The following is a 21758-nucleotide window of genomic DNA, read 5'->3' as shown; positions in this document are numbered from 1 at the left end:
GCGGGAGGCCGGGCGCGTAGAGACCCTCATGTCCATGACCGGGGACGCTAGGAGCCGGTCATTGCCCCTGATTGCTTCTCAGATGAAGGAGATGTTTCGGAAATCGCGCGGGGCGCGGCGGTGGGGCCCCGCAGGTCAAGTGGGGACGGGAGGTGCGGGCCCGCACTCAGTCGGTCTGCGGGCGACCGCTCATCTTGCCGAACGCGCGCGTCTGTTCACCCGTCAAGTCCGGTCGTTTCGACCGCGACGGCCTCAGGATGGTCCTCGATGTAGGCGCGTACGACCGACTCGAAGCTCTCGTCGGGCCGGAGACCGAGTGCCGTGGCACGTGTGTTGTCGAAGTCGGCCGGCCATGAGCCGACGATGGCCTCGACGGCGGGGTCGGGGGCGACCGTCACCAGGTCGGCGACGGCGTCGCCCGCCACCCGGCGCAGCGTGTCCAGCATGTCGGCGACCGTGACCGTGAGCGCCGGCAGATTGACCGGAAGTGCGCCCGCCAACCCGCCCGGCCCGCGCTCGGCCTCGGTCATACGGAGGATGCCCTCGACGGTACGCCGCGGCGAGGCCAGGGCAACTCGTAGATCGGGGCTGACCGGGCAGGTCGCGGGAAGGCCCGCGAGCGGTTCGCGGATGATGCCGGACAGGAAGCCGGAGGCAGCCGCGTTCGGTTTCCCCGCCCGCACCGACACGGTCACCAGGCGTGCCACGCGTCCCTCGACGAAGCCCCGGCGGGTGTACTCGGCGATCAACTGCTCGCAGATCCGCTTCTGCGTTCCGTAGCTGGACTCGGGCGTCGGCAGCGTCGACTCGCTGACCACGGGCGGCAGCGGCAGCGCGGGATCGGAACCATAGACCGCGATGCCGCTGGAGAACACCAGCCGGGGCATCGGCCCGCCGGTGGCCGACTGTGCGCGGGCGGCGTCGAGCAGCGCGCGGGTGGTGTCGAGGTTGGCGCTCATACCGAGGTCGAAGTCGGCCTCGCACTCGGCGGAGACCGCCGAAGCCAGGTGGATCAGGGTGTCCACCGGCTGTACGAAAATCTCGTCGAGGTGCTCGCTCAGGTCGCCCTGTACGACCTCCACCAACGGGTCGGCTGTCAAAGGCGACCCGGCGGGAACGATCCGGTCGGCGAGCACCAGGCGGTCGATGGGAGCACCGCACAGGGTCCGCCGCCTGAGCAGGGTGTGGGCGACCTGTTGTCCCAGGAAGCCGAAGCCACCGGTGATGACGATCCTCATACGTGTCTCCTCGGCAGTTCTTGAGTCGGCGGGCCTCTCGTTCGTACAGGCACAGGGGCTGTGTGCGCAGCCTGTTTCACCCGTTGAGCCCCGCTCGTGAACGGCTGCCGCAGTAGGTTGTGCCGGTGACCGAATCCTTGCCGGCCGGTGGTGTTGTGCTCGGTGCGGACGAACTGCATGCCCGGTGGGCGGACGCGTGGCGGCCGGAACAGGTCGCGGAGCGGTTGGAAGGGGTCGCGGCGCCCTGGTGCATCGCGGCGGGGTGGGCCCTGGACCTGTTCCGGGGGAGGCAGTCGCGACCGCACGGCGACGTGGAGATCGCGGTGCCCGCAGCGAGCTTCCCCGAGATCCAGAACCGCTTCCCCGAGGGCGTGTTCGACGCGGTGGGCTCGGGGCGCGTCTGGGCGGAGGCGGGCCCCGAGACGCTGGCAGCCACGCACCAGACGTGGTTGCGGGACCCGGCGAGCGGTCGGTTTCTGCTGGACGTCTTCCGTGAGCCGCACGAGGGCGGGACTTGGATCTGCCGACGCGACGAGGGACTGCGGCTGCCGTACGACGCGATCGTCGAGAGGACGGAGGACGGGATCCCCTATCTGGCGCCGGAATTGGTGCTCCTGTTCAAAGCGAAGGCACCGCGGTCCAAGGACCAGGCTGACTTCGACAGTGTGTTGCCGCTGCTGGGCCGGGCGCGGCGGGTCGTCCTTGCCGGGTGGCTGGAGCGCGTGCACCCCGGGCATCCGTGGCTGCCGGAGCTGGTGCGATAGCGGCGCCGGCCGTGCCCCGGGAGGACGAGAGCGGCGGTGGGCCGTCGGAGTCCGGGTCGCGGGGATCGGCGGGGAGGGTCGCCTGTCAGTGCTCTGTATCTTCGCCCGCTGCCAGTGCACGCGATGTCGCGGGCAGTTCTACGGTGATGCGAAGCCCGCCGGAAGCACGTGGGGTGAGGGTGAGTGTTCCGTTGTGCGCCTGGGCGATGGTGCTGACGATTGCCAGGCCGAGACCGACGCCCGCGTGGCCGGTGTGTACGCGATCGGAGCCGCGCTGGAACGGTTCGGTGAGTGTGGATGCGAGCTGGGGGGAGATGTTCTCGCCGGTGTTCTCGACCGTGAGTACCACGCTGTTGCGGCGGACGCCGGTGTTCACCCACACGCTGCCCTCGTCAGGCAGGTTGTGGACGATTGCGTTGTGCACGAGGTTCGTGGTCAGCTGCAGCAGCAGGGTCGGCGATCCGGACGTGGGGGTGAGCTCGCCGTCGGTCTCGATGGTGATGCCGTGCTTTTCCGCGAGCGGGAGCAGGGTTTCCGTGGCCTCTTCCGCGAGGAGGGACAGGTCGACGGGTTCCGCGGCGAAGGACCGCTGGTTGGCGCGGCTGAGCAGGAGCAGGGCCTCGGTGAGGGCGATCGCGCGGGTGTTGACGGTGTGCAGGCGGTCGATGGTCTCGCGGGTGTCGTGGTCGGGGTCGGCGCGGGCCAGCTCGAGAAGCGTCTTCGAGACGGCAAGCGGGGTGCGCAGCTCATGGGAGGCGTTGGCCGCGAACCTCCGCTGTTCGGCGACGTGCGCTTCGAGCCGCGCGAGCATCACGTCGAAGGAGTCGGCCAGCTCACGGAACTCGTCCTTGCGGCCCGGCAGCCGGATTCGGTGTGAGAGCGATCCGTGCGTGGCCATGCGGGTGGCATCCGTGATGCGGGTCAGCGGGGCGAGCATGCGGCCGGCGAGGATCCACCCTCCCAGGAGACCGAAAACAAGCAGGAACGCCAGTACCGCGGCAGCCCTCGGAGCGAAGACGCCCAGGAGGGCGGAGCGGATGGGAAAGACACCGTTCGTGGGCCTGTCATCGGGGTTGATGAGCATCGCCCGGTTGGGAACGTAACGCAGGAGGAACCACCACACCGCGGCGAGCAGCAGGACACCGGCGAACATGAGGAACCCCGCGTAGCTGAGGGTGAGTCTGACGCGAACACTCAACCCGGGTGCCCTATCCACGTTCGCCTCCCTCCTGTCCGGACTGTGGCTGTGGGTGTGTGTCGATGCGGTAGCCGACGCCTGGCACGGTGGCGATGATCCAGGGTGCGCCGAGCCGTTTGCGCAGTGCCGAGACGGTGATGCGCACGGCGTTGGTGAACGGGTCGGCGTTCTCGTCCCATGCGCGTTCCAGCAGGTCTTCGGCGCTGACGACACCGCCTTCGGCGGCGACGAGCACTTCGAGCACGGCGAACTGCTTCCTGGTCAGCGCGACGTAGCGGCCGTCCCGGTAGACCTCGCGGCGGAACGGATCCAGTCGCAGGCCCGCGATCTCCCGCACAGGTGGCCGGTTGTGCGCGCGCCTGCGGTCGAGTGCTCTGAGCCTGAGAACGAGCTCCTGCAGGTCGAACGGTTTTGTGAGGTAGTCGTCGGCGCCGAGCGCGAACCCGGAGGCCTTGTCGTCGAGCCGGTCGGCAGCGGTGAGCATGAGGATCGGCATACCGCTTCCGGAGGCCACGATGTGCTCGGCGATGTCGTCTCCGGACGGTCCGGGGATGTCGCGGTCGAGGACGGCTATGTCGTAGGCGTTGACGCTCAGCAGTTCCAGAGCGGTGTCACCGTCACTCGCGACATCGGCCGCGATCGCTGCCAGTCGCAGGCCGTCGCGGACGGCTTCTGCCAGATAGGGCTCGTCCTCGACGATCAGCACACGCATCCTCCGAGGCTACGAGCCGAGGCCTATGGTCGGTGTATCGAAAACCGGATACGCGCCTGCGACATCGGGCTGCCTTGACTGGCGGTATGACTCGAACCCCACCGTTGGCACGACCAGCGACCCGCCGCAACGAACGGGTTCCCGACTCCGGTGTCCGGGGCGCGGGCATCCGCCGGGCGATCCGCGTCGTCTCCAGGCCGGAGCCCTGGAAACGCGGGCCGGTGCTCGCGGCGCTGGCTCTGCTGCTCGGTCTGCTGATGCTGCTGCACGCGATGATCCCGAACCAGATCATGAACGTGGGCAGCCTGGTGGAGACCTTCCTGCCATGGTTCGGACTGTTCGTCCCGTTACTGCTCGTCGGGGCGCTCCTGCGCCGCTCCGCCGCCGTGGTGGCCGCGCTGCTGCTGCCGGTCACGGTGTGGCTGAACCTGTTCGGCGGCCTGCTCAGTGACAAGTCCCATCCGGGCGGCGACCTCACTGTGGCCAGCCACAACGTCGGCGCCGACAACCCGGACCCGGTCGGCACGGCCCGTGAACTCGCCGGCTCCGGTGCGGACGTGCTGGCACTGGAGGAGCTTGCCCAGCAGGCGAGGGGCAGGTACGAGAAGGAGTTGGCGAAGACGTACCGCTACCACACGATTCAGGGCACGGTCGGGCTGTGGAGCAAGCTGCCGCTGTCGGACATCGAACCGGTCGATACGGAGATGGACTACGGGCCGCTGGGGGCCACCAAACCGGCTGACGTGAAGTTGACCTACAACCGGGCGCTACGGGCCACCGTGGCCACGGACCACGGGCCGCTGGCGGTCTACGTGGCTCACCTGGGGTCCGTGCGCGTGAATCCCAGGGCGGGCTTCTGGACGGACTCGCGGGACAGGAACGCGCAGGCGCTGGGTAAGGCCGTCGCCGCGGAGCGGAACAAGCGGGTGGTGCTGCTCGGTGACCTGAACGGCACTCTGGACGACCGTGCGTTCGCCGGCATCACCTCGCAGCTGCACTCGGCCCAGGACGCGGCCGGGGACGGCTTCGGCTTCACCTGGCCGGCGAAGTTCCCGGTGGCGCGGATCGACCAGATCCTGGTGCGGGGCGTGGAGCCGGTGAGCTCCCGGGTGCTGCCTGCCACCGGAAGCGACCACCTACCGGTGGCTGCCGCCATCAGCTGGTGAACTCCGGCAGCATCGCACCGCCCTTCGGACACTCATCAGCGGCGAGCGGTCCCGGCGGCGAAGTCATCGAGCAGGGCGAAGGTGCGCGCCGGCTGTTCGAGATGGGGCAAGTGGCCTGCTTCCGCCACGACTTCGAAACGGGCGTCGGCGAACGACGCGGCGTACTCCTTGCCATAGGCCGGGGTCGCGATGCGGTCGCTCTCGCCCCACAGAACGAGGGCGGGGGCGGTGACGGCCGCGAGGCGGGTGCGGAGTGTCGGGTCGTTCATGGCCGGGCCGCCGGAGAAGACGCGCAGGGCCGCCATGTTGCCCTGGACGACGGCGAGCCGCTCGGCCGGGACGGTCGCCGGGTCGACGTAGAACCGCTCGGAGTCGTGGTAGGCGTACTCGGCGATGCCCCGTGCGTCGAGGGTGAAGAAGTCCCGGAGCGGTTCACCCTCGACCTCGATGCCGACCGAGTTCAGCAGAACGAGCCCGCTGATCAGGCCCTCCGTGTCGGCCACGGCGAGCTCTGCGCCGATCCAGCCGCCGAGGGAGGAGCCGATGACCAGAACGTCGGACAGGTGGCGCTCGCGCAGCAGACGCAGGTAGGCGTGGGCGAGGTCTGTCACGGTGGTGAAGTGGTCGGGCCTGAGGGTGCCGTTCCAGCCCGGGTGAGTGGGCAGCAGGGTATGGGCGGTCCTGGCGAGGTGTTCGGCGATCGGGGCGACGGTGGCGGGGCCGCCACCGCCGTGCAGGACGAGAACGGGGCGGCCGGCGGCGGGGCCGGACTCGGTGAGTGTCAGTTCTGAAGTCATGACCAGGACTCTAACTAAGGATATTTATATAAGCAAGTTTAGTTGCCGTGTTAGCCTGGTGGGCATGGCCGTTGAACTGCAGATCCTCGGGAGGGCCGTGAAGGCCGCCCAGTACCGCCAACACCGGACGCTCGACAGTCGCCTCGCGTCGATCGGCAGCACGCTCGCGCAGTGGGACGCGCTCCGCGCCATCAGCCGGACGCCCGGCGCCAGCGCGCGGGAACTGGCGGCGGCGACGTTCCAGAGTGAGCAGGCGTTCGGCACGCTCGCCGGACGGCTGGTGGCGCAGGGGCTGGTGGACCGGCGCCCAGGACATGGCCGGCGATTCGAGCATCACCTCACTCCCGATGGCGAGCGGGTCCTGAAAGCGGGCCACGAGGTGACGAACTCGGTGCTCGCGGAGTGCTTTGAGGCCTTGGAGGAGACGGAACGAGAGACGCTGCTGGGACTACTCCGGAAGATCGAGGAGCGGCCCGAGGGCGAAAGGGGTCGGTAGTTCTCGCTGGTTCTCATTGGTCCTTCGCTGGTCCGGCAGGCCTCGGCCCTCTCATCCCATGCGGATCACCGCATACGCCTCACCGTCCCTCGGTGGCCGGGTCCACGACCGGGTGGTGAAGGTGTGCAACCGCGCGCTCGCGATGGCTCGCCGCGGCAGCGACGCACCGAACTGCCCGGCCACCGCTTCCAGCAACGACCGTTCCGCCGAGGCTCCGTCCTCCAGGGCCTCGAAGAACCGGCTCGCATCCAGCGCCTGCGGTATCTCTCCGCTCTGCCTGATCTCTCCGCCCGCATACGTGAACGCGTACTGCTCGATGCCGTCCTGTGCCACTGACAGGTGGAAGAACGGCTCCCCGTGCCAAGCCCTCAGCCCGCTCCACACCGCCACCGCACGGGTGCCCTCGCTGGCGGCCGTGGCCGGGGAGACGAACCGCTGCCGGTCGAACGGGGCGGGCTCGCCGTCGAACGCGAAACTCCAGCCGGGACCGGCCCGGCCGACCGCCATGAGCGCCCTGTCGTCGAAGGACGAGAACTCCCTCTTGTCGTGCAGCGAACTCTGGTGCGCCTCCCACGCGGTCATGGGCTTCTCCAGCACAGTGCCGTCCCTACCTCCACCCCCGCTCCCGTCCCTGTCGGCGAGACGTCCGGGCAACTCCTCCGGCTCCACCCCCTCCACCAGGACGAACCGGTAGGACGTGCGGTTGTTGCCCGGATTCGGGTCCGCGAGCCATGCCAGGCCGCCCGGGTCCAGCCCCGCTGTCGGCGTCGGCGCCTCACCCGCCTGCCCGTCCCTCGGCGTTGACAGCAGCTCCCGTCCCCGCTCCGGGGTCAGCAGCTGCCCCAGCAGGGGGTCGGCCACCCATCCCAGCGGCGCCAAATGGTCCGGGCCCAGCGGCTCCCACAGAGGCAGAGCGTCAGTCAGTGTCCGCCAGGCCCCGTCGGTGTCTCCCCACCGCGCCAGCTGCCGCGCCCGCTCGACCGCTTCCCCGAACGGTCCGGCCGCCGAGTACCGATACGTGCCGTTCCGCACCTGATCCAACATCGCGTGAGCCAGGGACACCAGGTCGTCATCGGCGCCCCGCAGGTGGAACATCAACGTGGAGTCGTCCCGGTACGAGTGCACCGCGTGCTCGGCGACCAGCGGTGGCAGGAGTTCGGGGGCGTACCGCGGGTCCGTCAGCAGGCCGTCGAAGTACACCATGTAGGTCTGGCCGAGCAGGCGGCGTATCTGGTCGCCGAGCCCCGCGGCCCGTGGTCTGCCGTACGCCTTGGCCTCGTCAAGCGTCTTCACGGCGTGCTCCCAGCCGCCGCGCAGCGCCTCCAGCCGGGCCTCCTCCACCAGCGCGTCAAGCATTCGCGTCGTGTCGTTGGCGAACACGGCCTCCCCGTCGCTCCGGCCCGCTCGCAGGCTGTGGAACTCCCGGTGCATGTCCTGCATGAACTCAAGGAAGTTCGCGTACCGCTTGGGCGCCGAGGCCCGCCAGCTCGCCCAGGTGTACACGGCCCACTCACCGTCTTCGTCCACGTCCTCGGGATCCAGGAGTACGTAGATGGCGTCGGCCTCGACGTCGAGCTGCAGCCCGCGCCGCCAGAGGTCCACCTCCTGCCGCTCCTCGGGCCCGGCGTCCTCGTCCAGGTACTCCTCGAACATGTCCGCGAGCCCCGACTCGTCGTTGTGCCAGCGCGCGCCCTCGGTCCCGGCCAGCAGCCACACGAAGCCGCCCGCGTGCCGCCATCCGTCGCTGATCTTGAGGAATTCCCGGTAGGACGGGGGCATCCGGCGGCCGAGGCGCTCCTCCATGGCTGCGATCCGCTCCTCGGAGGCGGCCGGGAACCCCAGCCAGCCCGCCCGCCGCGCGACCTCGTCGTCCTCGCCCCGTGCCTCCCGGCGAGGCAGATTATGCGCCCACTCCCCGCTCCATCTGAGCAGGAAGGACCGCCAGTCGAACGCCGTGGTGTCAGTCATGCGCCCGATGCTGCCACCCACCACTGACATTGATGCAGGGCGAGGGTCACCAGGTGAGGCGAGACCTCCCGATCCACGCCCGGGCGTAGAACCAGAGGGCAGGGGCACACGAAGGTGGTTCGTTCACCGAGGTTCGACGAGGTTCGAGGAGGGAGCCCATGTCCAGCGCCAGCGCCAGCGCTTCGGCCGGATCCGGCCGCACCATCACCAGCTCAATCCCTGCCCGCCTCGACCGCCTCCCGTGGTCACGCTGGCACTGGACGATCGTGATCGGTCTCGGCACCGTATGGATCCTCGACGGCCTGGAGGTCACGGTCGTCGGCAACATCTCGTCCCGGCTCTCGGAGCCCGGCAGCGGCCTGCCGATCACCTCCGGGCAGGTCACCGGTCTCGCCGCCGCCCTGTACGTGGCCGGCGCCTGTGTCGGCGCCCTCTTCTGGGGCCGCATGACCGACCGATTCGGCCGCAAGAAGCTGTTCATGATCACTCTGGCGGTCTATCTGGTCGCCACCGCGCTGACCGCGGTGTCCTTCTCGACCTGGTGGTTCTTCGCGTTCCGCTTCCTCACCGGCTTCGGCATCGGCGGCGAGTACGCGGCCATCAACTCCGCGATCGACGAACTCATCCCGTCGTTCTACCGCGGCCGGGTCGACCTCATCATCAACGGCAGCTTCTGGATCGGCGCGGTCGGCGGCTCCCTGCTGTCGATCGTCGCGCTGAACACCGACCTCCTGGCCGCCGACGTGGGCTGGCGGCTGACCTTCGCCCTCGGCGTGGTTCTCGGCCTGGTCATCCTCGTCGTACGACGGCACGTCCCCGAGAGTCCACGCTGGCTGCTGATCCACGGCAGGGAACGGGAGGCGGAGGAGATCGTCTCCTCCATCGAGCGGAAGATCGAGTCCGAGAAGGGCGAACCGCTTCCCGAACCCGAGAACGAGATCACCATCCAGCAGCACAGAACGGTGGGCTTCGGCGAGATCGCCCGCACGGTCTTCGCGACCTACCGCAAGCGCAGTGTGCTCGGCTTCTCCCTCTTCATCGGCCAGGCGTTCCTCTACAACGCGATCACCTTCGGCTTCGGCGCGATCCTCACGACGTTCTTCGACGTCCCGAGCGGCAACACGGGCTACTACTTCGCCGTGATCGCGGTCGGCAACTTCTTCGGCCCGCTGCTGCTCGGCAAGCTGTTCGACACGGTGGGTCGCCGGGTGATGATCTCCTCGACGTACCTGCTCTCCGGAGTGCTGCTGTTCGGCACGGCCCGGCTGTTCGACCGGGGGGCGCTTACCGCGACCACCCTGACGGCCTGCTGGTGCGCGGTGCTGTTCTTCGCCTCGGCGGGCGCCTCCAGCGCCTACCTGACGGTCTCCGAGATCTTCCCGATGGAGACGCGGGCCATGTCCATCGCCTTCTTCTACGCCATCGGCACCGCCGCCGGTGGCATCACCGGCCCCCTGGTCTTCGCCGACCTCACCGCGTCGGGCGTGGTCGGGGACACGGTGCTCGCCTTCCGGATCGGCGCCGGTCTGATGTGCGCGGCCGGGATCGTCGCCGCGTTCCTCGCGGTGAACGCCGAACGCCGTTCGCTGGAGGACATCGCCAAACCTCTGTCGGCGGTGGCGTCCGCCTCGGCCAAGGTCAGGAGCAAGGTGACGTAGGAGCCGGTGATCCGGGGGCCGCAGAGTCAGGTGTGGGAGAGAGCGAAGGAGACGAGGAAGCCGCTGACGGTGATCAGGCCGATGGCCATATGGGCCTCGTCGAACGCTTCGGGGATCATCGTGTCGGCGATCATGGCGAGGATCGCCCCGGCCGCCACCGCGGTCACCGCGGCGATCACGGTGGGGGAGAAGGAACCGACCACCGTGTAACCGAGGACGGCCGACACCGTGCTTGCCGCGGCGATCGTCGCCCAGACACCGAAGACGTATCCCTTGGTACGGCCGGCCTTCTTCATCCCCGCGGAACTGGACAGTCCCTCGGGAACGTTGCTGATGAACACCGCCGCCACTGTCACCAGGCTGACCGTGCCTCTGTCCAGCAGGCTGACGCCGATGACCGCGGACTCCGGCACACCGTCGAGCAGCGCGCCGAGTGCGAGCGCGGTCCCGGAGCCCCCCTGCTCGGCCTCCGAAGGCTGTGCCTGTGCCCGATGGTTACCGGAGCGTTTGCGGTGGCGCGCTCCACGCCGGGCCAGCCACACGTTGCCCCCGGTGTAGGCGAAGGCGCCGATGAGGGTGCCGACGACCGCGGGCGCGAGCCCTGCCTGCTTGTACGCCTCCTCGACCAGTTCGAAGGACACCGCTGAGATCAGCACGCCGGCCCCGAAGGCCATCACGGTCGCGATCACCTTCTGCGGCACCCGTAGCCCGTACCCCAGCGCGGCACCGAGCAGCAGGGCCGAGCCCGCCACCAGCCCCCATAGTCCAGCCTGTACGCCGTCAGCCATGCCGACCCGCCTACCCGCCGCGGCCGGCGATCAACCGGTGCGGTCGGGCGAGGGCCTCGCATGCAGTAACCGCTGACCGGCCTCCGGGGAGCGAGATCGCCCGCATCGTCGCCGGCCACCGGGGTACGCGGACCTCGCACCACCCCTACCCGAAGGAGGACAACCCCGATGGCCACCGTGTCTCTCACCGGAGCGTCCAAAGAGGACTCCGCCACCGTCTTCGAGGTGCTGCGCACGGCATTTCCCACCGACCGTCCCGCCGAGGACGTGCCTCAGGGCCGGCCGGGCGATCGCTCCGCCGTGTGGACGGCGGAGTTCGAGCCCACCCAGGAGTGGATTCCGACCGGGCCCACCCCGCTGGAGGGTTCGGTCGCCGCCACGATCCAGGGCGGCTACCTGGCCGTGGACCGACTCCGCGAGGCGCTGAGCGCCGCGTTCGACGTGCAGGAGCGGGGCACGGCGTCCGGAGACCAGGAGAAGGAGGTCGACCTGCGCCTCGGTACGAAGAGGTGATGAATGACGAGTGACGAGTGACGAGCCAGGAGACCGGAATCGCGTAGTCGACCCACGAGGAGAAGAGCGGCATGGTGCAGATCGGGTACACGATGATGACCGAGCAGGCCGGCCCGCGCGAGCTCGTCGGCCATGTGGTCGGCGCCGAACGCGCCGGTTTCGACTTCTCGGTCACGTCCGACCACTACTTCCCCTGGCTGAAGTCCCAGGGACACGCCCCCTACGCGTGGACCGTGCTCGGCGCCGCCGCGCAGGCCACCGAACGCATTCCCCTGATGACCTACGTGACCTGCCCGACGACCCGATACCACCCGGCGGTCGTCGCCCAGAAGGCCGCCACCGTGCAACTCCTCTCGCAGGGGCGGTTCCGCCTGGGACTCGGCTCCGGGGAGAACCTCAACGAGCATGTGGTGGGCGGCGGTTGGCCGGCCCTGCAGGTCCGGCTGGAAAGGCTGGAAGAGGCGGTGGAGATCATCCGCTCGCTCTTCGCGGGGGAGAACGTCAACCACCACGGTGACCACTTCGACGTAGAGAACGCCACCTTGTGGGATCTGCCCGACGCGCCCCCGCCGATCGGTGTCGCCGTCTCGGGCGACCACTCGTGCGAACTCGCCGGCCGTCTCGCCGACCTGGTGATCGCCACCGAGCCCAAGCCGGACCTGATCTCCGCGTTCGACCGGCACGGCGGCGCGGGAAAGCCCAAAGTCGGCCAGCTGCCGATCTGTTACGACACCGACCGTGACGCGGCGATCGCCCGCGCCCACGACCAGTTCCGCTGGTTCGGCGGCGGCTGGCCGGTCAACTCCGAACTGCCCGGACCTACCGCGTTCGAGGGCGCCACCCAGTTCGTACGGCCTGAGGACGTGGCCCGGTCCATTCCCTGCGGGGACGACGTGGACGCCGTCGTCGAGGCCGTACGCCCCTATGTCGACGCGGGGTTCACCGAGGTCGCCCTGGTCCAGATCGGCGGCGACCACCAGGAACCGTATGTCGAGTGGGCCGAGCGGAAGTTGCTGCCGGCCCTGCGTGAACTGTGAGAGGGCGAGGTCACCCGGGATGACCACGAAACGCGCTGCGATCTTCGACGTCGACGGGACGCTGGTCGACACCAATCACCTGCACGTCGTCACCTGGTGGGAGGCGTTCCGCCAGGCGGGCCATGGCGTCCCCATGCGGGAGATCCACCGTGCCGTGGGCCTCAGCGGCGGCGATCTGCTGGCCCATGTGCTCGGCGACGACCGCGACCCCGACGAGGACGAGCAGCTCGTCGCGGCCCACCACGCCCTGTACGCCACGTACTTCGAGCGGCTGCCGGCACTGGACGGGGCGGGCGACCTGTTGCGCGCCCTGGCCGAGCGGGGCTGGGGAGTCGTCCTGGCGACCTCGGCGGGCGGGGCGGAACTCACCGCGCTGCGACGGGCCATCGGCGCGGACGACGTCATTCTCGGAGCGGCCAGTGCGGACGACGTGGCCGAGGGCAAACCCGCCCCCGACCCCGTCCGGCTGGCCAGGGAACTGGCCGGGGTGCCGAGTGAACGGGCCGTGTTCGTCGGCGACACCGTGTGGGACATGAAGTCCGCAGTACGGGACGGGGTGGCCCCCGTGGCGGTGCTGTCCGGCGGGATCCCGCGCGCCGACCTGGAGGCGGCCGGCGCGAGTGCCGTGTACCGGGATCCCGCCGATCTCCTAGGCCACCTGGACGTGGGTGTCTTCGCCGACCTGGAGTGAACTGACCCTGGGGTTGTACGAGATCAGCGAACGGCGACCTACAGCAGTCCTCCCAGCGGCAGCACACGCTCGGCCAGTTGTCCGCGCAATTTTCCTTCGGCGGTGTCGGCTTCGGTGAACCAGTCGGCGGTGACCAGCAGTTGGGCGTGTTCGGCGACCTGTTCGGGCGTCAGGGCGGTGAACACGGCGACCTGGTCCAGATTGATTCCGTCGTCCTCGGCGTCTCCGAGGCGGCCGTCGGGGCGGGTGTGGGCAGCGGCGTACAGGGCCAGCAGCCGGGTGGCGGCGCCCAGCTTCTTCTTGCGGATCTTTCGGTCACCCACGATCTTCTGGGCCCAGCCGGACAGCTTCGCGCGGGTGGTCTTGCCGAAGGTGAACGGACGGGCCTGCTCGGGCAGCAGCGAGGGGACGGTGACCGCGGCGGGGTTCTCGGACCGGGAGGCCATCACTTCGGCGACGGTGCCGGGCAGGATCATCCAGTCGGCCTCGACCAGCCGCTGAAGCACGTCTTCGGCGTCGTTCGGCAGCCAGCCGGTGAGGTCCTGGCCGGTGACGTTCCCGGTGCCGGCGCGCGCGGACCGGAGGGTGAGCATCAGCACGGCCAGGCGTGCCTCGGCCTCGGGAAGCGGGCAGTGGGTGGCCACATGGTCCAGCACGGAACGTGCGTGCACGGCCTGTTGCCGGGTCAGCAGCCGTTCCACGACCGGTTGGCCGTCGACGGGCGGGCCGCCGCGGTTGGCGTGCATCTCCCGGGTGGTCTGCGCGGCCGTCTCGGCCCGGTGCGCCTCCAGGCGCAGGGAATCGTCGCCACTCACATCGGCCCACAGAGCGAAGGCGCGGGCCTTGCGCTCGTGGAGTTCGGCGAGGACGGCGAGGTCCGGCTCGGGGCGCTGCTGGTATGCGCGGAACTCGTCCCCGAGATCGATGAGTTCCATCCGAAGGACATCGGGTTCGAGGTCCTGCGGCACGATCCGCTGCGCGATCTTCCCCCACCGCTTAGGCCGTCGGGCCGGCCCGCGCGGTGAGGCTGCGCGGGCAGGGGGCACCGACGCGGGTGTGGCGGCCGGTGCGGAGGCGGTACCGGTCGTGGGGGAGGGGGCGTGGTCGGAGAAGAGCGCCGCCACGCGGTCTTCCGTCGTGCCGCCGGCCGGCTTTGGTGCCGCCGGGTCCTGCCGCCGGGCCGGGGTGGTGCGGGTCGGGGGTGGCGCGGTGTCCAGGACACGGCAGTCGGGAGTGGTGGCCGCGCACCGGGCGCACGTTTCCGCAACCCGCCACAGCCTCCCCGCCCGGTCCGCGTACACCGTCAGGACCACCGGCCCTCCGCACCGCCCCGGTCCCGGCGTCGGCGTCGGCCGTGCCCCGCCGCGCGTGACGGCGGTGGGGTCGGGGGTGTGCCAGGCGCAGTCGGCGGCGCGGCAGGCGCACCATGCCTCGGCGCGTGGCCCGCCGCCCGCGCGGACGTGGGCCAGGTGCATGTTGATGTGTTCGACGGCGGCCTTGCGTCCCGTGGCGGCGCCGCCGGGAAGGCGTTGGTCGGCGCAGGTCTGGCGGGAGCAGGAGAGCCGGACCGCGCCGGCGGCAGGGCGGCCGTCCGGGTCCAGACGTACCGTCCACACCCGCCCCGCGACGCGCTCGTCCTGCTGAGTGCCGGCCTCCACTGCCATGTGCGTACTCCCAGAGTTCCTTGATCCGTTGCCTCAGGCAGTCCCCATCATCGGGGATAGCGGACGATCAGTCCCAGTAAAGGAAGTTTCTGACCGGAGTGCGCGTGTCGGCCGCACGGACGGCCGCACGAAACGGATGCCGATCGGTGCCGGCCCGGAGGTGTCCCTGGTGTGTCCCCGGTTCCGGCTGCGACCGGAACCGGGGATCGTTCTGACGGGTTGTGGCTCAGGCGTCGATGATGACGGGGATGATGAGGGGTTTGCGGCGGTGGGTGCGGAAGGCCCAGTTCGCCACAGCGCGGGCGATGAGCTTTTCGAGCTGGTGTGCGTCCCCGATACCTTCTTGGGCCGCGGTGGCCAGTGTCTTCTCGATGACCGGGATGACGGACTCGAAGGTGGTGTCGTCGTGGACGAACCCGCGGGCCAGGAAGTCGGGGGTTTCGGCCAGGGCGCCGGTGTCGGCGTCCACGATGGCCACGACCGTGACGACGCCCTCCTCGGCGAGGGTCAGACGGTCCTTGAGGGAGGCTTCGGTGGCGCCGCCGACTTCCATGCCGTCCACATAGACGTTGCCCGCGGGCACCTTGCCGGTGATGGAGGCACGCCCGTCGACGAGGTCGACGACGACCCCGTCCTCGGCGATGACGACCCGCTCGGGATCGACACCCGTACGGATGGCGAGGTCACCGTTGGCCCGGAGGTGGCGCCATTCGCCGTGCACGGGCATGACGTTGCGGGGTTTGACGATGTTGTAGCAGTAGACGAGTTCACCGGCGCTCGCGTGTCCGGAGACATGCACCTTGGCGTTGCCCTTGTGGACCACGTGGGCGCCCCAACGGGTGAGTCCGTTGATCACCCGGTAGATGGCGTTCTCGTTGCCGGGGATGAGGGAGCTGGCGAGCAGGACGGTGTCGCCCTTGCCGATGCGGATCATGTGGTCGCGGTTGGCCATGCGTGACAGCGCGGCCATCGGTTCGCCCTGGGAGCCGGTGCACACCAGCGTGATCTTGTGGTCCGGGAGCTTCTCCAGCTCCTTCGTGCTCACGACCAGACCGGACGGCACCTTCAGATAGCCGAGGTCACGGGCGATGCCCATGTTGCGGACCATGGAGCGGCCGACGAAGGCGACCTTGCGGCCGTGCTGGTGGGCGGCGTCCAGGACCTGCTGGATGCGGTGCACATGGCTGGCGAAGCTGGAGACGATGACCCGGCGCGGCGCGGTGCGCATCACCTGCTCGATCGCCGGGTTCAGTTCACGCTCGGAGGTGGTGAAGCCGGGTACCTCGGCGTTGGTGGAGTCGGTGAGGAACAGGTCGACGCCCTCCTCGCCGAGGCGGGCGAAGGCACGCAGGTCGGTGATGCGCTCGTCGAGCGGGAACTGGTCCATCTTGAAGTCGCCGGTGTGCAGCACCATCCCGGCGCGGGTGCGGATCGCGACCGCGAGACTGTCCGGGATGGAGTGGTTGACCGCAACGAACTCGCAGTTGAAGGGCCCGAAACCACGCCGGTCGCCCTCGCGCACGCGCACCGCGCGCTGCCGGATGCCGTGTTCCTTGAGCTTGGCCTCCAGGAACGCCAGCGTCAGCTTGGAACCGACGACGGGGATGTCGGACCGCTCACGCAGCAGGTACGGTACGCCGCCGATGTGGTCCTCGTGGCCGTGGGTGAGCACGATGGCCACGATGTCGTCCAGCCGGTCCCGGATCGAGGTGAAGTCCGGCAGGATCACGTCCACGCCGGGCTGGGTCTCCTCGGGGAACAGCACGCCACAGTCGACGATGAGCAGTTTGCCGGCGTGCTCGAAGACGGTCATGTTGCGGCCGATCTCACCCAGGCCGCCCAGGGCAATGACCCGCAGCCCTCCCTCGGGAAGGGGCGGGGCGGCTTTCAGGTCGGGATGCGGATGACTCATACCCTGACGGTACCTGGAGACGGAGACGGGTTGATCCATTGCCCGGGCGATCTCTACGAGGTGCGCGAGAACTGCCGTACAACCCTTTGAGGGGCAGGCGGGTCTCACCTTGCGTCCGAAGTGTTCCGGGGAATCCGGAGATGGCCGCTTCGTGCCACGGGGACCGCGCTGACCACGCGTGCCTTTGTTTTCGGTGTCCCCCGCTTCGGAGCACGTCTCAGCACCTGTCCTGACACCCGTCATGACACGTGGCTCAACCACGACGAGCAGGGGGAAACACCACATGCGTCACCTCAAGACCACCACTGCGGCACTGGCCTGCGCCTTCGCTCTCATCCCGGCCGCGGTCGCCACCGCCGGAACCGGCCCGGCGCCCGCACCGACCGCACGCACCACCACCACCAGCACCACTGCGGCGGCCTCCACCGCGCCGTCAGCCGACGGCAACCCGGCGAGTCCGCGGGCCAGGGCGGCCGGGGTGTGCGCGGACGCCTATCAGATCGGTTCCACCGGGTACATCACGCGCGCCGGCAAGACCGCCGCGTCCGTCAAGCAGTTCTACTCGCCGTCCTGTGCCAAGAACTACGGCTACGTCTGGGTCTGGCAGAGCTTCCGCGACGCCGTCGGAGACTACGACGTGACCGCCGCTGTCTACAGCTACTCCCAGGACGAGGTCCTCGGCAAGCACTCCTGGACGAACACCGACGGCCAGGAGTTCTGGTCCAGCGGCACCAGCACCGTGAACGAATGCACGGCAGGGTCGGGCACCGTACGTGCCGCCGGTGACCCCGCACCTGTCGGGGGCTACTCCAGCAAGCGCTGCTGATCCCACGCCCACGGCGGGGGAGGGCACCAGCAGCTCCTTCCCCGCCGCTGACGCAGGGATCGGACGGTGCGTCAACTCACTGCGAGGTGGATGTCGTTCACTGCCGACGACCCGCGTCGTGAGGTCGAGTGGCGCGCCGTGCGGCCGCCGGCACAACCGTCCGGCGGGGAGAAGGGTCTTTATGAGTGAGCAGGCATTGCCGGGGGCGGACATGCAGGGCTTCCGCAGCGCCTTCGTGGACAACGGGGAGATGGCATGAAGACGGGAACGCACCTCAAGATCGCGATCGTCGCGGCGCTCACGGCGGCCACCGTGACCGTTGCCCCGGCGGCGATCTCCGTGGCGGACGGTGCGGCTCCCGCCGTGGCGTCCGTGAATCAGGTCTCGGCTCCGGCCTGGCGCACCTCTCTGGCGGGGACGCTCTCCGACAGCTCCGTGCTCTTCGACATCGCGTCGGTCGGTCCTGACGCCGCCTGGGCGGTGGGCGTCCAGTACGTCCACGGGGTCGGCCAGGGTGTGATCCTGCGCTGGGACGGCAGAAGCTGGCAGCAGCAGTCCACCCCCGACGTGCCGGCGACCGGCGTGTGGCACGCCGTGGACGCGGTGTCCGCGCACGACGTCTGGGCGTACGGCTGGGACCAGCAGGGCGAGACCCTGGCCCACTACGACGGCAAGCAGTGGACGCGGACGCCACTGCCCGCGGAGCAGAGCTTCGGCTTCGCGAAGCTCGCCGCCGTACCCGGCAAGGTCTGGCTGGTGAGCGACACGGCGATCAACTCGTACTCCCACGGAGTCTGGCAGAGCACCCCCCTGAAGAGCGGCGTCTTCATCAAGGCCTTCGAGGCGCGGTCCTCCCACGACGCCTGGGCGGTCGGGCAGTTCGCCTACGCCGGCCAGCCCGGCCGGTCCGTGCTCATGCACTGGGACGGCCGTTCCTGGACCGAAACCGCTCCGGCCGGCAGCGCTCTCGCGGTCTCGGCCGTGTACCAGGAGTCCGCCCGCAGCGTCTGGATCACCGCTCTCACTCCGTACACCGAGGACGAACCGCAGCACACCAAGGTGCTGCACTGGAACGGCCGCACCTGGCGCGACGTCACCGGGCCGGTCGACGGGCTGTGGGCCAATGCCGTCACCGGCGACGGCAAGGGCACCGTCTGGGTCTCGGGCGACCCCTACGGCTACGAGGGCACCGCCCTCTACTGGCGCCTGCGCGGCGGCGTCTGGACCTCCGTGCAGGGCGACGCCGTCCCCGGCGGCCAGACCCAGGCATACGACATCGAGGCGCTCGCGCCCACCGGCCGCACCGGCCAGTTCTGGTCCGTCGGCAGCTACGAACTCATCACCGGAGAGTCCACCTCCGCGCAGTACGAGCTGATCCAGCGTTCGACGCGCTGAACCCCTCCGCAGGAGTGACGCCCTGATCCGCTGGTGATGTCGGCCCGGCACCGACGGCCGGGCCGACATCACTGGCCACGCGGGAACGACGGGTGTCGGTCAGGCGGATCCGACGGCCAGTGTCGGCAACTCGCTGGGCAGGTCCGCGCGGCTGGCGACGTTGAGCTTGCGGTACACGCGGGTCAGGTGCTGCTCCACCGTGCTCACGGTGATGCACAGTTGGTCCGAGATCTCACGGTTGGAGTTGCCGAGGGCGGCCAGGGAAGCGACCCGGCGCTCCGCCGCACTGAGCGGATCCTTCGGGAGAGCGGCTGCAAAGGCCGGGCCCTCCTCGCTGCTGCGGTGCAGCAGGGATCGCTGCAGCCGCTGCGCGCCGCACAGATCGGCCAGTTGCAGCGCCTGGTACAGCGCCCGCCGTGCCTGCTCGGCCTCGCCGGTCGCCCTCTGTGCGGAACTCAACGCGGCCAGCGCCCGGGCGAGTTCCAGCCTGTCCCCGGCGAGCCGCAGGATGCCGACGGCCTCCAGCAGCAGGCTTGCCCGGCGGTGCGGTTCGGCGATCTCGGCGAGCAGACACAGGGCCACACCACGGTTGCGGGACTTGGCGCTGCCGGGCCGGGCGAGTTCCGCCTCCGCGAGCCGGCGAACCTGGTCCCGCTGTCCCAGACGCAGATGGGCAGCCGCCGCGCCGCTGCGCCAGGGGAGGATCGCGGGCAGGTCCATGTCCCAGGCGCGGGCCTGATCGCCGCAGCGCAGGAAGTCCTCCAGGGCCATGTGCAGCCGGCCTGCGGCAAGGTGGTGGTGGCCCCGGGCGTACAGGTACTGCAGGCCGTACCGGGACTGGAAGATCGCGTCCGGTACGGAGTGACGCAGATGTTCCTCGGCGACGTCGTCAGCCCCCATGGCGGTCGCGGCCAGGACGAGGACGCTCAGCGGCGCCCCGACGCCGACCCCCCAGCTCCGGGGCGACAGATGTGTCATGGCCGAGCGGGCGAGAGCGTACGCCTCGTTCAAGTCGCCTTGACGCAGGGCGAGTTCGGCGCGTATCGCGGTGAGCTTCGCCTGCCACGTGGGCACCCGCCGGACCGTGGCCTCCTGGAGGAGTTTGCCCGACCACACGGAGGCCCGGTCGAGCCTCTCGGCGTAGACGAGCGCGAGCAGTGCGGACTCCAGCGAGCACAGGTTCGAGTCGTCCAGGTGGCAGGAACGCAGCAGTTGCTCCGCGCTCCGGACGCTGGACTCGTCGCCCCCGCCGCGCAGGGTCGATCCGAAGACGGTTTCGGCGAGCAGCGCGGACTTGCTGGCCGCTGGTTCCCGGATGCCGTGGGCACCGGAGCAGTCCGGAACAGGGGGCAGAAGCGTGAGCATCGCCGGATAGCGGTTCCGCAGCCATTCGCGGGATTCCGAGAGCAGACCGTGGGAGCCGGGTGTGTCCGGGCCGAGCTCGCGTATCACCCTGGCGGCCTCGCTGGGGCGACCGTGCCAGAGCAGGGACCGGAAGAGCGGGACGGCGAGCTGGACCGGCAGGATGCCGGCCAGCAGCGCGTCGGTCAGACCCGCGAGACGGGGAGCCGCCGTGGAGGGGTTGAGCAGCCATTCCACCCGGATGATCATCATCGTCATGACTGCTCGCTCGCGCATGTCCTCGCAGCCGGTCAACGCCAGTTCCAGACACTGCAGGGCGAAGGCGAGGTCGCCGCACTGGCGCGCGTGTTCGGAGGCATCCGTCAGTACCGCAACGGCCCAGCGCTGTGGCGGGTGTCCCTCCTCGACAAGGTGGCGGGCGACGGCGGGCGCCGGGGCTCCTTCGTGGTGCAGCAGCTCCGCCGAGTCGAGCCGCAGTTCCCGGAGCACGTCGGACGGGGTGTCGTCCAGGACGGCCGACCGCGCCGCCGAATGACGGAAGAGGTGGCCCTCGACGAGCCGGGCGGCCGTCAGGTGCCGCAGTGCTTCGGCCACCTCGGCCGGGCTCATCCGGAGTAACCGGCCGATTCGGGCGGGGGAGGCACACTCGTCCAGGACGGCCATCGCACGGGCCACACGGAGGACCTGCCGCTCGCCCCTGCGCACACAGGCGAGCACCGCCTGCCCGAACTGCTCTCCCATGAACGGCATCGCGGACTGGGTGCCGTCGCGATCCACCGGTCGGTCACGCCGGTCCCCCAGCAACGCGCGAATCAGCAGGGGGTTGCCGCCGCTGGCGGAGTGGTAGGCGGGGCCGAAGATCTGTGCCTCCTCGGCGCCCAGTGCCTGCTCCACCAACGCGGTCGTCCCCCTCGGCGACAGAGAAGCCAGCCGGAAGCGCCGGTAGCGGGGATGGCGGAGCAGCTCGGCGCTCAGCTGCGGAGGACAGTGGCGGGCGCTGTCCGGCCGGCTGAACACCAGCATCACGGGGGCGGACCGCGTGTGCGGAACCAGGTGCAGCAGGCAGCCCAGCGAGGCGGAATCGGCGTGCTGGATGTCGTCGACGCTGATCAGCAGACCGCCCGCGCCGGCGGCGAGCAACAGTGTCCGGCACAGGTCGTGTGCGACCCGGGCCTGCAGAGCGAGCGACACCTGGTGGGCGGCCGGGCCGACCGACAGGCTGCTCTCCAGCAGGGCCATCCGGGTGCTCAGCGGCTCGGGGAGTAAGAGGTCCCGGGAGAGTTGCCGGACGAGCCCGAGGGGGACGTCACGTTCCTCCTCGCGGCCGACGGCTCCCAGGACGAGGGAACCGGCCGTGCACGCCTCCTCGGCAAATGCGTACAGCAGTTCGGACTTGCCGTTGCCCGCCGCGCCGTGGACAAGTGCGACCTGTCCGTTGCCGCAGCGGCTTTCGGAGAGCAGGTCATGTAGTGCGGACATCTCTTCTTGACGCTCGATCAGTATCATGCGTGTATTCTCTTGCAGCGTGGGGGAACTCTATTCGCAAGCACATGACGGCATCATTGACGAGATG

The 21758-nt window shown here is 69.8% G+C and carries 18 protein-coding genes; 9 read left to right on the top strand and 9 right to left on the bottom strand.

Annotated features, from left to right (window positions below):
* Positions 1 to 215 precede the first annotated feature (215 nt).
* Positions 216 to 1238 (bottom strand): D-erythronate dehydrogenase, encoded by a 1023-nt coding sequence (gene denD, locus OG241_RS00940; protein ID WP_405812866.1) that lies wholly within the window; start codon positions 1236 to 1238, stop codon positions 216 to 218.
* A gap of 125 nt (positions 1239 to 1363) precedes the next feature.
* Between denD and OG241_RS00935 the strand changes: the two genes are divergently transcribed.
* Positions 1364 to 2002 (top strand): nucleotidyltransferase domain-containing protein, encoded by a 639-nt coding sequence (locus OG241_RS00935; protein ID WP_405812864.1) that lies wholly within the window; start codon positions 1364 to 1366, stop codon positions 2000 to 2002.
* Between the two features lie 85 nt (positions 2003 to 2087).
* On the opposite strand, the gene OG241_RS00930 is transcribed toward OG241_RS00935, so the two are convergent.
* Together OG241_RS00930 and OG241_RS00925 are read right to left on the bottom strand one after the other, a co-directional pair.
* The gene (locus OG241_RS00930) at positions 2088 to 3200 is read right to left on the bottom strand and encodes a sensor histidine kinase (protein WP_405812862.1); all 1113 of its coding nucleotides are present in this window, start codon (positions 3198 to 3200) and stop codon (positions 2088 to 2090) included.
* A 10-nt stretch (positions 3201 to 3210) separates the two neighbouring features.
* A complete protein-coding gene (locus OG241_RS00925; RefSeq protein WP_405812860.1) occupies positions 3211 to 3912 on the bottom strand; it encodes a response regulator transcription factor in 702 nt (233 codons plus the stop codon).
* Between the two features lie 86 nt (positions 3913 to 3998).
* Between OG241_RS00925 and OG241_RS00920 the strand changes: the two genes are divergently transcribed.
* The gene (locus OG241_RS00920; protein ID WP_405812858.1) at positions 3999 to 5078 is read left to right on the top strand and encodes an endonuclease/exonuclease/phosphatase family protein; all 1080 of its coding nucleotides are present in this window, start codon (positions 3999 to 4001) and stop codon (positions 5076 to 5078) included.
* A gap of 35 nt (positions 5079 to 5113) precedes the next feature.
* Here OG241_RS00920 and OG241_RS00915 read toward each other — a convergent pair whose 3' ends face one another.
* Positions 5114 to 5875: an alpha/beta fold hydrolase gene (locus OG241_RS00915; protein WP_405812856.1), complete on the bottom strand. Its 762-nt coding sequence runs from the start codon at positions 5873 to 5875 to the stop codon at positions 5114 to 5116.
* A 64-nt stretch (positions 5876 to 5939) separates the two neighbouring features.
* On the opposite strand from OG241_RS00915, the gene OG241_RS00910 reads away from it, so the two are divergent.
* Positions 5940 to 6371 (top strand): MarR family winged helix-turn-helix transcriptional regulator, encoded by a 432-nt coding sequence (locus OG241_RS00910; RefSeq protein WP_405812854.1) that lies wholly within the window; start codon positions 5940 to 5942, stop codon positions 6369 to 6371.
* Positions 6372 to 6422: 51 nt separating this feature from the next.
* Here the strand turns inward: OG241_RS00910 and OG241_RS00905 are convergent, their stop codons facing one another.
* A complete protein-coding gene (locus OG241_RS00905) occupies positions 6423 to 8339 on the bottom strand; it encodes an SMI1/KNR4 family protein (RefSeq protein WP_405812852.1) in 1917 nt (638 codons plus the stop codon).
* Between the two features lie 158 nt (positions 8340 to 8497).
* Between OG241_RS00905 and OG241_RS00900 the strand changes: the two genes are divergently transcribed.
* Positions 8498 to 9997 carry an MFS transporter gene (locus tag OG241_RS00900; RefSeq protein ID WP_405812850.1) on the top strand — a complete coding sequence of 500 codons (1500 nt, stop codon included), beginning with the start codon at positions 8498 to 8500 and terminating at the stop codon, positions 9995 to 9997.
* A 26-nt stretch (positions 9998 to 10023) separates the two neighbouring features.
* Here the strand turns inward: OG241_RS00900 and OG241_RS00895 are convergent, their stop codons facing one another.
* Positions 10024 to 10785, bottom strand: coding sequence for a ZIP family metal transporter (locus tag OG241_RS00895; RefSeq protein ID WP_405812848.1), 762 nt, complete (start codon positions 10783 to 10785; stop codon positions 10024 to 10026).
* A gap of 168 nt (positions 10786 to 10953) precedes the next feature.
* On the opposite strand from OG241_RS00895, the gene OG241_RS00890 reads away from it, so the two are divergent.
* From OG241_RS00890 to OG241_RS00880, 3 genes are all read left to right on the top strand, one after another.
* Positions 10954 to 11298 (top strand): hypothetical protein, encoded by a 345-nt coding sequence (locus OG241_RS00890; protein ID WP_405812846.1) that lies wholly within the window; start codon positions 10954 to 10956, stop codon positions 11296 to 11298.
* 71 nt (positions 11299 to 11369) lie between these two features.
* Positions 11370 to 12335: an LLM class F420-dependent oxidoreductase gene (locus OG241_RS00885; RefSeq protein WP_405812844.1), complete on the top strand. Its 966-nt coding sequence runs from the start codon at positions 11370 to 11372 to the stop codon at positions 12333 to 12335.
* Positions 12336 to 12354: 19 nt separating this feature from the next.
* Positions 12355 to 13026 (top strand): HAD family hydrolase, encoded by a 672-nt coding sequence (locus OG241_RS00880; RefSeq protein WP_405812842.1) that lies wholly within the window; start codon positions 12355 to 12357, stop codon positions 13024 to 13026.
* Between the two features lie 38 nt (positions 13027 to 13064).
* Here OG241_RS00880 and OG241_RS00875 read toward each other — a convergent pair whose 3' ends face one another.
* Both OG241_RS00875 and OG241_RS00870 read right to left on the bottom strand, forming a co-directional pair.
* The gene (locus OG241_RS00875) at positions 13065 to 14690 is read right to left on the bottom strand and encodes a hypothetical protein (protein WP_405812840.1); all 1626 of its coding nucleotides are present in this window, start codon (positions 14688 to 14690) and stop codon (positions 13065 to 13067) included.
* Between the two features lie 226 nt (positions 14691 to 14916).
* Entirely contained in the window at positions 14917 to 16602 is a 1686-nt protein-coding gene (locus tag OG241_RS00870; RefSeq protein ID WP_405812838.1) for a ribonuclease J, read from the bottom strand.
* A gap of 283 nt (positions 16603 to 16885) precedes the next feature.
* Here OG241_RS00870 and OG241_RS00865 point away from each other — a divergent pair, with 283 nt between their 5' ends.
* The gene (locus tag OG241_RS00865) at positions 16886 to 17428 is read left to right on the top strand and encodes a hypothetical protein (protein WP_405812836.1); all 543 of its coding nucleotides are present in this window, start codon (positions 16886 to 16888) and stop codon (positions 17426 to 17428) included.
* A gap of 255 nt (positions 17429 to 17683) precedes the next feature.
* Positions 17684 to 18823: a hypothetical protein gene (locus tag OG241_RS00860; RefSeq protein WP_405812834.1), complete on the top strand. Its 1140-nt coding sequence runs from the start codon at positions 17684 to 17686 to the stop codon at positions 18821 to 18823.
* Between the two features lie 99 nt (positions 18824 to 18922).
* Here the strand turns inward: OG241_RS00860 and OG241_RS00855 are convergent, their stop codons facing one another.
* Positions 18923 to 21691: an AAA family ATPase gene (locus OG241_RS00855; RefSeq protein WP_405812832.1), complete on the bottom strand. Its 2769-nt coding sequence runs from the start codon at positions 21689 to 21691 to the stop codon at positions 18923 to 18925.
* Positions 21692 to 21758 lie beyond the last annotated feature (67 nt).

Origin of the sequence: Streptomyces sp. NBC_01390 (assembly GCF_045040105.1) — a bacterium.
Lineage (GTDB): Bacteria > Actinomycetota > Actinomycetes > Streptomycetales > Streptomycetaceae > Streptomyces.
Note: the sequence above shows the minus strand (reverse complement) of the source record. Positions and strands in the feature narration are given on the sequence as shown.